The sequence below is a fragment of the Pseudomonas sp. R3-57 genome (genome assembly GCF_051132065.1).
Lineage (GTDB): Bacteria > Pseudomonadota > Gammaproteobacteria > Pseudomonadales > Pseudomonadaceae > Aquipseudomonas.
On record NZ_CP071655.1, the window covers coordinates 3,760,462 to 3,775,887 of the forward strand.

The 15,426-nt window shown below is 59.5% G+C and carries 15 protein-coding genes; 7 read left to right on the top strand and 8 right to left on the bottom strand.

Going from position 1 to position 15,426, the window contains the following annotated elements:
* Window positions 1-87 precede the first annotated feature (87 nt).
* Window positions 88-996, bottom strand: a complete 909-nt coding sequence (gene glsB / locus J3P93_RS16790; RefSeq protein WP_206415946.1) for a glutaminase B — start codon at window positions 994-996, stop codon at window positions 88-90.
* A gap of 127 nt (window positions 997-1,123) precedes the next feature.
* Here glsB and J3P93_RS16795 point away from each other — a divergent pair, with 127 nt between their 5' ends.
* Window positions 1,124-1,612 (top strand): GFA family protein, encoded by a 489-nt coding sequence (locus J3P93_RS16795; RefSeq protein WP_434589796.1) that lies wholly within the window; start codon window positions 1,124-1,126, stop codon window positions 1,610-1,612.
* A gap of 134 nt (window positions 1,613-1,746) precedes the next feature.
* Here J3P93_RS16795 and J3P93_RS16800 read toward each other — a convergent pair whose 3' ends face one another.
* The 3 genes from J3P93_RS16800 to J3P93_RS16810 form a co-directional block, all read right to left on the bottom strand.
* Window positions 1,747-3,033, bottom strand: coding sequence for an ATP-binding protein (locus tag J3P93_RS16800; RefSeq protein WP_434589799.1), 1,287 nt, complete (start codon window positions 3,031-3,033; stop codon window positions 1,747-1,749).
* Window positions 3,034-3,741: a response regulator gene (locus tag J3P93_RS16805; protein ID WP_434598414.1), complete on the bottom strand. Its 708-nt coding sequence runs from the start codon at window positions 3,739-3,741 to the stop codon at window positions 3,034-3,036. It abuts the gene before it with no gap.
* Between the two features lie 131 nt (window positions 3,742-3,872).
* A complete protein-coding gene (locus tag J3P93_RS16810) occupies window positions 3,873-4,484 on the bottom strand; it encodes a tRNA-(ms[2]io[6]A)-hydroxylase (protein WP_203421626.1) in 612 nt (203 codons plus the stop codon).
* Window positions 4,485-4,643: 159 nt separating this feature from the next.
* Here J3P93_RS16810 and J3P93_RS16815 point away from each other — a divergent pair, with 159 nt between their 5' ends.
* Window positions 4,644-5,507, top strand: a complete 864-nt coding sequence (locus J3P93_RS16815) for a universal stress protein (RefSeq protein WP_434589803.1) — start codon at window positions 4,644-4,646, stop codon at window positions 5,505-5,507.
* Between the two features lie 232 nt (window positions 5,508-5,739).
* Here the strand turns inward: J3P93_RS16815 and J3P93_RS16820 are convergent, their stop codons facing one another.
* Complete coding sequence (locus J3P93_RS16820; RefSeq protein ID WP_093106831.1) at window positions 5,740-6,210, bottom strand: DUF1289 domain-containing protein; 471 nt, start codon at window positions 6,208-6,210, stop codon at window positions 5,740-5,742.
* A 468-nt stretch (window positions 6,211-6,678) separates the two neighbouring features.
* Here J3P93_RS16820 and acnB point away from each other — a divergent pair, with 468 nt between their 5' ends.
* On the top strand, window positions 6,679-9,288 hold the full coding sequence (acnB, locus tag J3P93_RS16825; RefSeq protein WP_434598416.1) for a bifunctional aconitate hydratase 2/2-methylisocitrate dehydratase: 2,610 nt from the start codon (window positions 6,679-6,681) through the stop codon (window positions 9,286-9,288).
* 298 nt (window positions 9,289-9,586) lie between these two features.
* Here acnB and J3P93_RS16830 read toward each other — a convergent pair whose 3' ends face one another.
* The 3 genes from J3P93_RS16830 to J3P93_RS16840 form a co-directional block, all read right to left on the bottom strand.
* Window positions 9,587-10,867 carry an HAAAP family serine/threonine permease gene (locus tag J3P93_RS16830; protein ID WP_434589806.1) on the bottom strand — a complete coding sequence of 427 codons (1,281 nt, stop codon included), beginning with the start codon at window positions 10,865-10,867 and terminating at the stop codon, window positions 9,587-9,589.
* A 247-nt stretch (window positions 10,868-11,114) separates the two neighbouring features.
* Complete coding sequence (locus tag J3P93_RS16835; protein WP_434589809.1) at window positions 11,115-11,285, bottom strand: hypothetical protein; 171 nt, start codon at window positions 11,283-11,285, stop codon at window positions 11,115-11,117.
* 50 nt (window positions 11,286-11,335) lie between these two features.
* Entirely contained in the window at window positions 11,336-11,530 is a 195-nt protein-coding gene (locus J3P93_RS16840) for a hypothetical protein (RefSeq protein WP_203421623.1), read from the bottom strand.
* A gap of 209 nt (window positions 11,531-11,739) precedes the next feature.
* Between J3P93_RS16840 and J3P93_RS16845 the strand changes: the two genes are divergently transcribed.
* From J3P93_RS16845 to J3P93_RS16860, 4 genes are all read left to right on the top strand, one after another.
* Complete coding sequence (locus J3P93_RS16845; RefSeq protein ID WP_434589813.1) at window positions 11,740-12,123, top strand: tautomerase family protein; 384 nt, start codon at window positions 11,740-11,742, stop codon at window positions 12,121-12,123.
* 241 nt (window positions 12,124-12,364) lie between these two features.
* Window positions 12,365-13,333, top strand: coding sequence for a 2-hydroxyacid dehydrogenase (locus tag J3P93_RS16850; protein ID WP_434589815.1), 969 nt, complete (start codon window positions 12,365-12,367; stop codon window positions 13,331-13,333).
* Between the two features lie 197 nt (window positions 13,334-13,530).
* Complete coding sequence (locus tag J3P93_RS16855) at window positions 13,531-14,598, top strand: phosphotransferase family protein (RefSeq protein ID WP_434589818.1); 1,068 nt, start codon at window positions 13,531-13,533, stop codon at window positions 14,596-14,598.
* A 22-nt stretch (window positions 14,599-14,620) separates the two neighbouring features.
* Window positions 14,621-15,388: an SDR family oxidoreductase gene (locus J3P93_RS16860; protein ID WP_434589821.1), complete on the top strand. Its 768-nt coding sequence runs from the start codon at window positions 14,621-14,623 to the stop codon at window positions 15,386-15,388.
* Window positions 15,389-15,426 lie beyond the last annotated feature (38 nt).

Genomic DNA, 15,426 nt, shown 5'->3' on the forward strand with positions numbered 1-15,426 from the left:
GCGATAGCGGTGGGTCAGATACACCCATGGCGACTGATCCGGCGCTATCGCGAGCAGGCTCACTCCTACAAGGGAATTGTGTGAGTTTCAGAAAACCGACCAGCCAATCCGTGAGCTGAGCAACTCCAGCGCCGCCATCCCCGCCAGCGAATTCCCCGCGGCGTTGAGCTCCGGCGACCACACGCAAACCGTGAACTGCCCTGGCACCACCGCGACGATTCCGCCACCGACGCCGCTCTTGCCTGGCAAACCAACGCGGTAGGCGAAGTTCCCGGCCTCGTCATACAGCCCGCTGGTGGCCATGATCGAATTGACCTGCTGGGTCTGTCGAGGCGTGAGGATGCGCTCGCCGCTGTGTTTGCAGAAACCGTCGTTGGCCAGAAAGCAGAAGGCCCGGGCCAGATCGATGCAATTCATGCGCAGTGCACAGTGGCTGAAATAGCTGCGCAGCACCGCTTCGACATCGTTGTGGAAATTGCCGAACGACTGCATGAGATACGCCATCGCCGCATTGCGCGCGCGGTGCTGGTATTCGGAATCGGCGACCTTGCCGTCGATCATGATCTGCGGGTTGCCCGACAGGCGCCGAACGAAGTCGCGCATCGACAAGGTCGGCGCGGCGAAGCGTGACTGATTGATGTCGCAAATCACCAATGCACCGGCATTGATGAACGGATTGCGTGGCCGGCCGCGTTCGAATTCCAGTTGCACCAGCGAGTTGAACGGCTGCCCGGAAGGCTCGTGGCCGAGGCGCTCCCAGATCGCTTCGCCGGAATGATCGATCGCCTGCACGAGGCTGAACACCTTGGAAATACTTTGCACCGAGAACGGCGTTTCAGCGTCGCCGGCGCAGTACATTTCGCCGTCATTCCCATACACGGCGATGCCCAGTTGATTGGCCGGCACGGTGCCAAGGGCGGGGATGTAATCAGCCACTTTGCCCTGCCCGATCAACGGGCGGACAGCGTCAAGGATCTCGTTCAACAGCGCTTGCATGCCGGGTCTCGAAGTCTCGCCCCAAGGGATCGCGGGGACACTGGGGCTAGACGCTGCGCGCGGGCGGCGCATCACACCGCGTGTAATGTTCTAGGCTTGAGCAAACATTCATCATCAGGAGAACACCATGCACCTCGAAGGCTCCTGCCATTGCGGCGAGGTCACGTTCAGCCTCGACAGCGCCCACCCCTACCCTTATCAACGCTGCTATTGCTCGATCTGCCGCAAGACCCAGGGCGGCGGCGGTTATGCAATCAACCTTGGCGGCGACGCGACCAGCCTCAAGGTGCGCGGGCGCAAACACATCAGCATCTACCACGCGAAAATGAAAAACCCCGGCGATCAACGCGCCCATTGCAGCAGCGCCGAACGGCATTTCTGCTCACTGTGTGGCAGCGGCTTGTGGTTGTTCAGTCCGGAGTGGCCAGAGCTGATCCATCCGTTTGCCTCGGCTATCGATACAGCGCTGCCGGTGCCGCCGGAGCACACGCATTTGATGCTCGGGTCGAAAGCGTCTTGGGTTGAAGTCGAGGCGAAAGCCAGGGATCAGCAATTTGACGAATACCCCGAAGAGTCGATTGCCCAGTGGCATGAGCGCCTCGGTGTGACCCGCTGAACCGTGCCCCCTGTAGGAGTGAGCCTGCTCGCGATAGCGGTGGATCAGTCAGCATTGGTGTGTCTAACCAAGCGCTATCGCGAGCAGGCTCACTCCTACAGGGGGGCGTAATCCCGACAGGAGACTCACAGTCTTCAATCCAGATGCGCCCAGGTCATCCGAAACACCGCCCCACCCCACGCCGAATCCCCCACTTCAACCTGTCCGCCATGGGACTGCGACACCCGCCGCACCAACGCCAGGCCCAAACCAAAACCACCGGTGCGCCGATCCCGGCTGGCATCCAGTCGCGAGAACGGCTCAAAGATTTTCTCCCGGCCGTCGATCGGCACGCCAGGCCCGTCATCGCTGACCTGCACTTCATACAGATCACCGCTGCGCGCCAACGACACTTCAACGCGCCCCTCGGCATAACGAATGGCATTGCGTAGCAGGTTGATCACCGCGCGCGCCATGAACCGCGGTTCGATGCGCACGGTGTCGACACGGCAATCACCAATCAGCAACTCGATGCCGGCCGCCTCCGCCTCCAGTGCGACGCTGCCGACCACGCTGTCGAGCCAGTTGGCTGCCTGAATATTTTCCCGTTTGATCACCGTGGCGCCGTGCTCGAGGCTGGCGTAGGTCAGCAGCTCCGAAACCATTTCCTCCAGCTCGCCCAGGTCGGCGTACATGTCGGCAATCAGCTCGCGATTCTGGCTGGCGTCGGGTTGCTGTCTGAGCTGATCGAGTTCAAACGACAACCGCGCGATCGGCGTGCGCAGTTCGTGGGATACCGCGTTGGTCAACTCACGCTGATTGGCAATCAGGCCCTCGATGCGCGCCGCCATCAGATTGAAGTGTTCGGCCAGATCACGAATGTTCGAGCGCCTGGACAATTGAATACGCACCGACAGATCGTTAGCGCCAAAACGCTCGGCGGCCATGCGCAGCTTTTCCAGATCGCGCCAGTGTGGGCGCACCCAGAAAAACAGGACGATGCCGATCAGCACCGCGAGCATGACGTAGGCGGCACTGATGTAGAACGGCATCAGGCTCGGCTCCGGCGGCAGCTTGATGCTGAGCAATTGCGAGCCGCCGTCGATGTTGCTGATGAACTGGGTGTAATCGTCGCGAATCACCAGCAGATTCTGCGCCAGCTCGGCTTTTTCCTGCGCCGTCAGCGCCAGTTGCGCGGCCTCGACCAGGCTGAGCGAAAGCCCATAGTGCTTGCGTAAGCTGTCGAGTTTCTGCTCACGCTGCGCCCCCTGCGTGCCGCGCAAATGATCGACCAGCGACCACGCCTGCCCACGCACCGCTTCGCGGTTGTAAGCCTGCATTTGATTGTCGAGCAACGCGTTGAACGTATGTTCGACGGTTTGCAACGCCGCCACCAGGCCGAGGGTCATGACCAGAAACAAACCGAGAAACAAGCGCAGCATTTACAGCTCCCACGCGAACGGATTGAACAGATAACCTTTGCCCCACACCGTCTTGATGCACACCGGTTCGCGCGGGTTGTCCTTGAGCTTGTTGCGTAACTTGCTGATGTACACGTCGACGCTGCGGTTGAGCCCGTCGAAGGCAATTCCGCGCATGCGATTGAGAATGTCATCGCGTGAAAGAATCTTGCCCGCCGCGCTGGCCAGCAACCACAGCAGTTCGAATTCCATGGTGGTCAATTCGATGAGCTCGCCGCTCAGGCGTACTTCACGGCAACTGCGGTCGATGCTCAACAGACCGAACTCGAGAAAACTCACTACGCTGTTGTCCGGCATCTGCCGCCGCTGCAATGCGCGCAGCCGCGCAAGCAACACTGGCGGCTTGATCGGTTTGATCAGGTAATCGTCGGCGCCGGATTCGAGGCCGAGAATATGGTCGAGGTCGTCTTCCTTGGCCGTCAGCATCACGATCGGCGTGTCCGACACGCTGCGGATCTCGCGGCACACCTGCAGCCCGCTCTGCCCCGGCAGCATCAGGTCGAGCACCAGCACCTTGGGCTTGAATTCGAGAAAAGCCGCCACGGCCAGATCGCCGCGATGCACCACGCGGACCTCGTAGCCATGTTGTTCGAGGAAGTGCGCGATCAGCGCCGCCAGACGCTCATCGTCTTCCACCAGCAGGACTTTGCCAAAACCCAGGTTATCCATAACGCCCATCTGACCCTCGTCGAAAGTGGCCGGCATTATGGCGGCAATCAACAGGCAAGCGATTGGCGCAGGCAGCAAAAACCGGCCGCTGGGGCCGGTTTTTCGCTGATGTTTCATGTTTTTAAGAGTTTTTAACAAACGGCGGCGGGCACACCGCTGTGGAAGCGGAATTCTTCGTCGGGCGACTCGATCAATTCCTGCTCGGCGGCGCGGACCTTTTCGATGACCTGCGCGACGTCTTTCGCCTCGCCGTATTGATAGGCCAGTTTCAGATAACCCTGAAAATGCCGCGCCTCGCTTTTCAGCAGGCCGAAGTAGAACTTGCCGAGTTCTTCGTCCAGATGCGGCACCAGCGCCTCAAAACGCTCGCAACTGCGCGCTTCGATAAACGCGCCGACCACCAGCGTATCGACCAGTTTCACCGGCTCATGGCTGCGCACGACTTTGCGCAGGCCCGAGGCGTAACGACCGGCGTGCAGCTGACGCAGTTCGATCTTGCGCCGTTTCATGATGCGCATGACTTGCTCGTGGTGCACCAGCTCTTCCCGGGCCAGACGCGACATCATGTTGATCAGGTCGACATGGGAATGGTACTTGGCAATCAGGCTCAGGGCGGTACTGGCGGCCTTGAACTCGCAGTTCTTGTGGTCGATCAGCAGGGTTTCCTGATCGGCCAGGGCGGCCTGAACCCAGGCGTCGGGGGTGCGGCAGCCAAGGAATTCGTGGATTTCGGGAAGGATCATGGGGCTCACGGCAAAAGGTCTACGAGCGAAGGGCGCCGATTATACCGGCCTGCCCGCAGACCACCAGCGGCTGGCGTTGATATGCATCAAGTCGCAGACGATCGCGCAGCAACTATAGTTGTGCAACGCCGTGCCTTTTCTTTGCTGGAGACTCCGCTCATGCAAGCCATTCGCAGCATTCTGGTGGTCATCGAACCCGAACACGCGGAAAGCCTGGCGCTCAAACGCGCCAAGCTGATCGCCGGCGTGACCCAGGCCCATCTGCATCTGCTGGTGTGCGACAAGAAACATGACCACGCCGGCCTGCTCAGCGTGCTCAAGGCTGCGCTGCTGGCCGAAGGCTACAGCGTGACCACCGAACAGGCATGGAACGAGAGCCTGCACGAAACCATCATCGATGTGCAGCAGGCCGAGGGCTGCGGGCTAGTGATCAAACAGCATTTCCCCGACAGCTCGTTGAAAAAAGCTCTGTTGACCCCGGCGGACTGGAAACTGCTGCGCCACTGCCCTACCCCGGTGCTGCTGGTGAAAACCACGGGCTCATGGAAAGACCGGGTGATTCTGGCGGCAATCGACGTCGGCAATGCCGATGGCGAACATCGGCATCTGCACACCACGATCATTGATCACGGCTACGACATCGCCAGCCTGGCGAAGGCGCACCTGCATGTAATCACCGCGCATCCGTCGCCGATGCTCTCGGCGGCAGACCCGACCTTTCAGCTCAAATCGACGATAGAAGCCAAATATCGCGAACAGTGCCGGGCGTTTCAGGCCGAGTTCGATGTAGATGACGAGCATTTGCACATCGAAGAAGGCCCGGCGGACGTCTTGATCCCGTATCTGGCGCACGAGCTGCAGGCGGCGGTGACGGTGATTGGCACCGTCGCGCGCAACGGCCTCTCGGGCGCGTTGATCGGCAATACGGCCGAAGCGGTGCTGGACGCGCTGGAAAGCGATGTGCTGGTGCTCAAGCCGCAGGAGGTTGAGGATCATCTGGTGGAGCTGGCGGTGAAACATTAAGGATGGCGGTGCCTGGACTGGCGCCTTCGCGAGCGGGCTCGCTCCCACATTTGAAATGCATTCCCCTGTGGGAGCTGGCTTGCCAGCGATGGCGGTGTGTCAGTCACATTGATACTGGATGGGCCGACCTCATCGCTGGCAAGCCAGCTCCCACAGGATCAGCTGATACCTCGGATCTGTATTCCACCCCCAATTACTGTGCGAGCGAGCCTGCTCGCGAAGCTTTTGACCTTCAGGCGCCGAAGGCATCCTTGAGGAAACCGGGGGCGATGTAGCGCTGATAGTGCGCTTCCGACAGCAGGAAGAATTCCCGATCAATGGCATCGCGCAGTTCCGGCAGGTTCCAGTCGCGAAACTCCGGCAGCAAGACCATCCCGTACGCTTCCAGATTAACGATCACCCGCGCCCCCCGGGCAATCAACTGATAGGCCCAGCAATATTCCGACTGATGCGGCACGAAGCGGATCTTGCGCTGTTCCAACTGTTCGCGCAGGCGCGCCGGGTCAAAGATCTCGACCTTGCTCGCCATCACTTGTGACAGCAATTGCTCCAGACGCAGCCACACCGCGCGCTTCTGCTCCTCGTCGTAACCATTCCAGTGGATCACTTCGTGGTGGAAACGCTTGCAGCCACGACAGACCAAGTCACCGTAAACAGTGGAGCAGAGGCCGACGCAGGGAGTCTTGATGGTCTGATTGGGCATAAGGTAGGCAAGGCACTGAAACGCGGAACAGACCGGCATGTTAGCCCTTTGTCGGCCATTGATCACCCCTCAGACGTCAGGGTTACAGCCACGCTGGAACTTCGCCGCAAGCGCGCCCATTGCCACGAAAGTCCAATAGAGCGCGACTTACCTTTAAATTTTTTTTGCCGTAGAATCAGCCAGCCTTTTAAGGCGCCAATGTCCGTTAGAAGCTGTTTTCAAAGCGTCACGAGCACAGTCGTTCCTTCAGAGCGGTGTTGGCGAAGGGTTTTTCCAGCGGGGAAAAGCCCAACGCCAACCCTCATCAGCTCCCCGTTCTGCAGGCGTAAAACTTTGAAAGCAGCTTCTGTAAGGAATGCCCGGTAATTCTGGCTAAGCGGCCCACAACGCCACGCAGCGCATGAGTACGAGCATTTCGCGACGAGCGTCCCGGACACCCATTTGGGACCACTGATGAGGGTAATAACTGTGCTTGAAGCCTACCGCAAACATATCGAAGAGCGTGCAGCCCTGGGTATCGTTCCCCAGCCGCTTAACGCCGAACAAACAGCAGGCCTGATCGAGCTGCTGAAAAACCCTCCGGCTGGCGAAGAAGCTTTCCTCGTTGACCTGATCACCAACCGCGTACCGCCTGGAGTGGACGAAGCCGCCTACGTCAAGGCCGGCTTCCTGTCTGCACTGGCCAAGGGCGAAGCCTCCTCCCCTCTGCTGGACAAGAAACGCGCCGTCGAACTGCTCGGCACCATGCAGGGCGGCTACAACATCGTCACCCTGGTTGAACTGCTGGACGACGCCGCGCTGGCGCCAGTCGCCGCCGAAGAACTCAAGCACACCCTGCTGATGTTCGACGCCTTCCACGATGTGGCTGAAAAAGCCAAGAACGGCAACGTTCACGCCAAGGCCGTGCTGCAATCCTGGGCTGATGGCGAGTGGTTCAAGAAGCGCCCGGTGCTGGCCGACAAGATCAGCCTGCGCGTATTCAAGGTCACCGGCGAAACCAACACCGACGACCTCTCCCCTGCGCCAGACGCCTGGTCGCGTCCTGACATCCCGCTGCACGCCCTGGCCATGCTGAAAATGGCCCGTGACGGCATCGTTCCGGACGAGCAAGGCAAAACCGGCCCGATGAAGCAGATCGAAGAGATGCGCGGCCAGGGCTTCCCTATCGCCTACGTCGGTGACGTGGTCGGTACCGGTTCCTCGCGTAAATCGGCAACCAACTCGGTGCTGTGGTTCTTCGGCGACGACATCCCGTACGTGCCGAACAAGCGCGCTGGCGGTTTCTGCTTCGGCAGCAAGATCGCTCCGATCTTCTACAACACCATGGAAGATGCCGGCGCACTGCCAATCGAATTCGACGTGTCGAACATGAACATGGGCGACGTGATCGACCTGTACCCGCACGCTGGCAAAGTCTGCAAGCACGGTACCGACGAAGTCATCACCACTTTCGAAATGAAAACCCCGGTGCTGCTGGACGAAGTCCGTGCCGGCGGTCGTATCCCGCTGATCATCGGCCGTGGCCTGACCGAGAAGGCTCGCGCCGAACTGGGTCTGCCGGCGTTCGATCTGTTCAAGAAGCCTGAAGCTCCGGCTGAAAGCACCAAGGGTTTCACCCTGGCGCAGAAAATGGTCGGCAAGGCTTGCGGTCTGGCGGAAGGTCAGGGCGTGCGTCCTGGCACCTACTGCGAACCGAAGATGACCACCGTAGGTTCTCAGGACACCACAGGTCCGATGACCCGTGACGAACTGAAAGACCTGGCGTGCCTGGGCTTCTCCGCTGATCTGGTGATGCAGTCCTTCTGCCACACCGCGGCCTATCCAAAGCCGATCGACGTGACCACCCACCACACCCTGCCTGACTTCATCATGACCCGCGGCGGCGTTTCCCTGCGTCCGGGCGACGGCATCATCCACTCGTGGCTGAACCGCATGCTGCTGCCGGACACCGTTGGTACCGGTGGTGATTCGCACACCCGTTTCCCGATGGGCATTTCGTTCCCGGCCGGTTCCGGTCTGGTGGCGTTTGCTGCAGCCACTGGCGTGATGCCGCTGGACATGCCGGAATCGATCCTGGTGCGCTTCAAAGGCAAGATGAAACCTGGCATCACCCTGCGTGACCTGGTTCATGCCATTCCTTACTTCGCCATCCAGAACGGTCTGCTGACCGTCGAGAAGAAAGGCAAGAAAAACGCCTTCTCCGGCCGCATCCTGGAAATCGAAGGTCTGGAAGGTCTGACCCTGGAGCAGGCGTTCGAACTGTCCGACGCCTCGGCCGAACGCTCGGCTGCCGGTTGCACCATCAAGCTGTCGAAAGAGTCGATCACCGAGTACCTGCAGTCCAACATCACCCTGCTGCGCTGGATGATCGGCGAAGGCTACGGCGATGCGCGTACCCTGGAACGTCGCGCGCAAGCGATGGAAGCCTGGTTCGCCAATCCTGAACTGATGGAAGCCGATGCCGACGCCGAATACGCCGAAGTCATCGAAATCGATCTGGCCGAGATCAACGAGCCTGTGCTCTGCGCACCAAACGATCCGGACGACGCCCGTCTGCTGTCCAGCGTTGCTGGCGAGAAGATCGACGAAGTGTTCATCGGTTCGTGCATGACCAACATCGGTCACTTCCGCGCTGCCGGTAAACTGCTGGATCAGGTCAAGGGTCAGCTGCCAACCCGTCTGTGGCTGTCGCCGCCGACCAAAATGGACGCTCACCAACTGACCGAAGAAGGCTACTACGGCATCTACGGCAAGGCTGGCGCACGCATGGAAATGCCAGGCTGCTCGCTGTGCATGGGTAACCAGGCACGCGTTGAGCCGAACAGCACCGTGGTCTCGACTTCGACCCGTAACTTCCCGAATCGTCTGGGCGACGGCGCGAACGTCTACCTGGCCTCGGCCGAGCTGGCGTCCGTTGCTTCGATCCTGGGTCGCCTGCCGACCGTCGAGGAGTACATGGAATACGCTGGCAAGATCGACAGCATGGCGGCCGATGTCTACCGCTACCTGTCCTTCGACCAGATCGCCGAGTTCCGCGAAGCCGCTGCGAACGCCAAGATCCCGGTCGTTCAAGCCTAACGCTGCAAGGCAATAAAAAACGCCGCCCATCGTGAGATGAGCGGCGTTTTTTATGCCTGATCGAGGTGGTTGGCTGTTCGGGCCTCATCGCTGGCAAGCCAGCTCCCACACAGGTTTATGGCGTTCCAAGAGGGTGAGTTTTACACATGACCCTGTGGGAGCTGGCTTGCCAGCGATGGCGGAGTGTCAGTCGACATCATTGTTGATGACTCACCGCTCGCGAGCATGCTCGGCTCCCGAGCCAAAAAAAACCGCTGTGCCCGGGCAGGCACAGCGGTTCTTATCGATTGACGCCGCGTTACATCGCCAGTTTGTAAACCAGCGCCGAAATCGCCACCAGACCAACAGCCGTTACAAACACATTCGACGCCTGCCCGCGATACTGCGCCATGGCCGGCACTTTGCGAATCGCATACATCGGCATGAGGAACAGAATCGCCGCGATCACCGGGCCGCCAATCGTCTCGATCATCCCCAGAATGCTTGGGTTCAGCGTCGCCACGATCCAGCAGATCACCAGCATGAGCGCCGCGACGATGCGATCCAGTGCCTTGGCCCCCGGACGCTTGCCGCTCTTGACGATCAAGCCTTTCAGGCCTTCGCTGGCACCGATGTAGTGGCCGAGGAACGACTTGGAGATCGCCACAAAAGCAATCAGCGGCGCCGCAAAAGCGATGGTCGGATTACTGAAATGGTTGGCCAGGTACGACAGGATCGACAGGTTTTGCGCCTTGGCCTCAGCCAGTTGCTCCGGCGACAGCGTCAGCACGCAACTGAACACGAAGAACATCACCATCAGCACCATCAACGCATGGGCGCGCGACAGGATCTGCGAACTGCGCTCCTCTGCATGCTTGCCGTAGCGGCGTTTCTGATCGACCGCAAAGGCCGAGATGATCGGCGAATGGTTGAATGAGAACACCATCACCGTAATCGCCAGCCACAGGGTGCGCAACAGCTCAGACGGTGCCGGTACGTGCGATGCGGTGGCGAGAATACCGCCGTTCCAGTGCGGGATCAGGTACACCGCCAGAAACAGCAGCGCAACGATAAATGGATAGACCATCAGGCTCATCGCTTTGACGATCGCTTGCTCGCCGCAGCGCACCACCGCCAGCAAACCGAGGATCAGCACGAACGACAGCAGCGCTCGTGGCGGTGGCGTGATGTGCAGTTGGTGTTCGAGGAAACTGGCGACCGTGTTGGTCAGGCCGACACTGTAGATGAGCAGGATGGGGAAGATTGCAAAGAAGTACAGCAACGTGATCAGTGCGCCGGCCTTGATGCCGAAATGCTGCTCGACCACCTCGGTGATGTCGGCACCTTCACGCCCGGACAACACGAACCGCGTCAGACCACGGTGCGCATAGAACGTCATCGGGAACGCCAGCAGCGCGAGGATCACCAGCGGCCAGAAGCCTCCCAGACCCGCGTTGATCGGCAGGAACAGGGTGCCGGCGCCGATGGCCGTCCCGAACAGTCCCAACATCCAGGTGGTGTCCTGGCGATTCCAGCTCGAAAGTTCAGCGGGTGCTGCTGCATCAAAGCGCTCTTCGACGCTATTGGCCTGATCATTCATCCGGTCGGATCTCCGCATTCCGGTCACTTGCCACTCGGTCAGGACGCGTCGGAAAAAACCGACAGACATGCTCCGGCCGAAACAGGGGCGCGATTCTCCGTGATAAATCAACAGAAGCAAAGACTTAGCTGAGGAATGGTTGTGCGGTGCAGATGAATTTGGCGTCGTTTTCTGGAAAATAACCGTCGCAAACAGACATTCCGAGCGTCGTTTTTAAACTCTGACCGCGTGTCACCGGGAAATATGCTCAGATCGTGCGCGCCAGCAGAAACCCCAGTGACATGCAAAAAATCCCGAAACCCAACATCCCCCAGACCGGGTACATATCGCCCTTGTTTTTGATACGCATTCTTTCAGCCCACTCATCATGCTCCCGTTCCATTGCTTCCATTCTGGCTTTGCGATCATAAGTACTCATACTGCCCTTCCCTTTGCGTGCCGCATTTGACGGTTATACAGCGTTGATAATCAAGATTTGAAGAAAACCCCTGCGACTGCGGTGACCGCAGTTACGACCCCAGCCAACACAGCGAGCGGATATAAACTCGTCTCTCGAACAAGCTTTTTTTCTTCCGCCAGAAGCTTTTGTCGTTCGGCCACGAGTTTGCGCGACTCGTTCTCCAGCCTGTCGAGTTCGAGATTTTCATGATCGTTCCTGAGCATTTTGCCTTCCCTGGCTGCAGGCGATGTCTGCCCTGGCTTTATGATTTCCTGTTATCCCGTGTGCCGGATAGCAGATCGATCTGCCGAATGCGTAGGCAAAATCCGCGAGTTTCGTCAGTCGCCTGGCTACGTCAGTTCACTCTCCGATACTTTCAATTTGGCCCACGTCATCTAGCGTGTAGTAGTTCCCCACTCTCAGGAGCCACCTCATGCCCCTCGTTCGCATCGACATAAAACAAAACCCCGACGCCACCTTCGCAAAGCGTATTGGCGAACAGATCTACGCCGCCCTGCGCAGCTGCATCGATGTGCCGGAACATGACAATTTCCAGATTCTCACCGAGCACGATGCGCAGCACCTGGTTTACGACCCGCAATACCTCGGGATTCAGCGCAGCGACGGCGTGGTGTTCATTCAGATCACCATCAGCGAGGGCCGGTCGGTGGAGAAGAAGCAACTGCTGTTCAAAACCATCGCCGATAACCTGCACGCTGAACTGGCGGTGCGTCTGGAAGACGTGTTCATCAATCTGATCGAGGTGAAGAAGGAGAACTGGTCGTTTGGCAATGGTATTGCGCAATACGTTACCTGACCGCCCTGCGCCGATGGCCCGAAGCGAACCTGACCTTGACTCGACAAACCAAGCCCGGGCAGCTCAATAAAGCCCGCAGCACAGCGAATCACCGCTGTGCTGCTACGCCTTGCTTCTTGCCCGAAGCCGTCCAGAATCAATGCACGACTGCGCGAATGATCATGATTGCCAAAACGCGGCGGATTCAGCACGCTGAAACGATTTTCGCGCCCCATCCGCCATTGATCTCAGGAGCCGTGCAATGCCCGCAACCGTTCTGGTACTGGTTGAAACCATCAATGACTATCTGCCGATTCTCGAACATCAGGGTTTTCACCTGATTCTCGCGCCCACGCCTGCCGAGCGTGCGCAAGCCATTGCCAGTCATGGCGGCCGCATCGACGCAGTGCTGACCCGTGGTCCGCTGGGCCTCACTGCCGAGGAAATCGCTGCCTTACCCGCACTGAAGATCATCACGGTGATCGGCGCCGGTTACGAGCAAGTGGATTTGCAGGCGGCCAGTGACCGTGGGATTACCGTGACCAATGGCGCCGGGGTCAACGCCTCGTCGGTGGCCGACCATGCGATGGCGATGCTGTTGGCGCTGGTGCGCGATATACCCCGTTGTGACGCTGCGGTACGCCGCGGTGAATGGCCGAAGATCATGCGTCCGTCGCTGGCCGGCAAACGTCTGGGCATCCTCGGGCTTGGTGCAGTGGGCATGGCGATCGCCAAACGGGCCAATCTTGGTTTCGACATGTCGGTCAGTTATCACAACCGTCAGGTGCGCAGTGATGTGCCTTACGCGTTCTGCTCAACCCCGACCGAGCTGGCGCGGGCCGCGGATTTCCTGATCGTTGCCACGCCGGGTGGCGTCGGCACGCAGCACCTGGTTACTCGCTCGGTACTCGATGCGCTGGGCCCGAACGGCTTCATCGTCAATATCGCCCGCGCCAGTGTCATCGACACGGCGGATCTGGTGACGGCTCTCGAACAACGGCGGATCGCCGGTGCCGCCCTCGATGTGTTCGACCACGAGCCGCAAGTGCCCGACACCTTGAAAACACTCAATAACGTGTTGCTGACCCCGCACGTTGCAGGTCTGTCGCCGGAAGCCATGCAGGGTACGGTGGAGTTGGTGGGGAAAAACCTCGTGGCGTTTTTCTCCGGGCAAGCGGTACTCACCCCCGTTTCCCTCCCACCCCGACTTAACGACCAGCGCGTTTATTGAAGATCGCCAACCCGGCTTCTGCATCGCCAACGGCCCACGCCTGTAGCCCCTTCCGCTCGGAAGGGAGGGCTCATTCCCAAAGGTGATTATCGGGCAACACGCTAACCTATAAGACCGACCCGCGCTTGTCGCTGCACGAGCGTGCCATTAGATTAGCCAATGATGTCTGGCCTCCAAAATAAGCAGAAGGGATAAGCATGGCGCTTACTGACCAGTCCACACGTATCCGCTCCGGCGAAGAACTCGATGCCAGCCTGATCGATCCGTACCTCAAGGCGCACATTCCGGGCCTGACCGGCACACCTGCAATCAGCCAGTTTCCCGGTGGTGCGTCGAACCTGACCTACCTGCTGGAATACCCCGAGCAGGAATTCGTTCTGCGGCGTCCGCCCTTCGGCCACAAGGCCAAATCCGCCCATGACATGGGCCGCGAATTCCGCATCCTCAATCAATTGCGCGACGGTTTCCCGTATTGCCCGAAAGCCTATGTGCACTGCACCGACGAATCGGTGATCGGCGCCGAGTTCTACGTGATGGAACGGGTCAAGGGCATCATCCTGCGCTCGGATCTGCCGCCGGAACTGAGCCTCGACTCAGCGAAGACCGAAGCGCTGTGCAAGAGCTTTATCGACCGCTTCGTCGAACTGCACCGCGTCGATTACAACGCCTGCGGCCTGGGTGACCTGGGCAGACCTGAAGGTTACGTCGCCCGGCAGATCAAAGGCTGGAGCGAGCGCTACGAGAAAGCCCTGACCCCGGATGCGCCGCACTGGGATCAGGTTAAAGCCTGGCTCAACAACAAGATGCCCGGCGACCATCCGACGTCGAGCATCGTCCACAATGATTACCGCTTCGACAACGTCATCCTCGACCCACAGAACCCGATGCAGATCATCGGCGTGCTCGACTGGGAACTGACGACACTCGGCGATCCGCTGATGGATCTGGGCAACACCCTCGCCTACTGGATCCAGGCTGACGACCCGGCGCCCGTGCAGTTGATGCGCCGCCAGCCGAGCCATGCGCCGGGCATGCTCACCCGCCGTGAATTCGTTGATTACTACGCCGAACGGTCGGGCATCCAGATCGATAACTTCGACTTCTACTACACCTACGGCCTGTTCCGCCTCGCCGGCATCGTGCAGCAGATTTACTACCGCTTCTACCATGGCCAGACCCAGGACAAACGCTTCGCGCAGTTCATTCACATGAACAAACTGCTGGAGCAGATGAGCCTGCAGGTCATTGCGAAATCGAGCCTCTGACGGCCCACACCAAGGAACCCTTATGTCCAAGACTCAGTTGTTCGACCTCGACGGCAAGATCGCTTTCGTTTCCGGCGCCAGCCGTGGTATCGGTGAAGCCATCGCCAAACTGCTGGCCCAGCAAGGCGCGCATGTAATCGTCTCGAGCCGCAAGCTCGACGGCTGCCAGCATGTCGCCGAAGCGATCGTCGCCGCCGGCGGCAAAGCCACGGCCGTGGCCTGCCACATTGGTGAAATGGAGCAGATTGCTCAGGTGTTCGCCGGTATCAAGGAACAGTTCGGCCGCCTCGACATTCTGGTCAACAACGCCGCGACCAACCCGCAGTTCTGCAACGTGCTGGACACTGACCTGGGGGCGTTTCAAAAGACCGTCGATGTGAACATCCGCGGCTATTTCTTCATGTCGGTCGAAGCCGGCAAGCTGATGCGCGAAAACGGCGGCGGCAGCATCATCAACGTCGCCTCGATCAACGGCATCTCGCCGGGGATTTTCCAGGGCATCTATTCGGTGACCAAAGCGGCCGTGATCAACATGACCAAGGTGTTCGCCAAGGAATGCGCGCAATTCGGCATCCGCTGCAACGCCCTGCTGCCGGGCCTGACCGACACCAAGTTCGCCTCGGCACTGGTGAAAAACGATGCGATCCTCAAACAGGCACTGACGCAGATCCCGCTCAAGCGTGTCGCTGATCCAAGCGAAATGGCCGGCGCGGTGCTGTACCTGGCCAGCGATGCATCAAGCTACACCACCGGTGTGGCGCTGAACGTGGACGGCGGTTTCCTGTCCTGATCTGACTATTCAGACAAGCCAGCCCTGCGGAAGCGAGC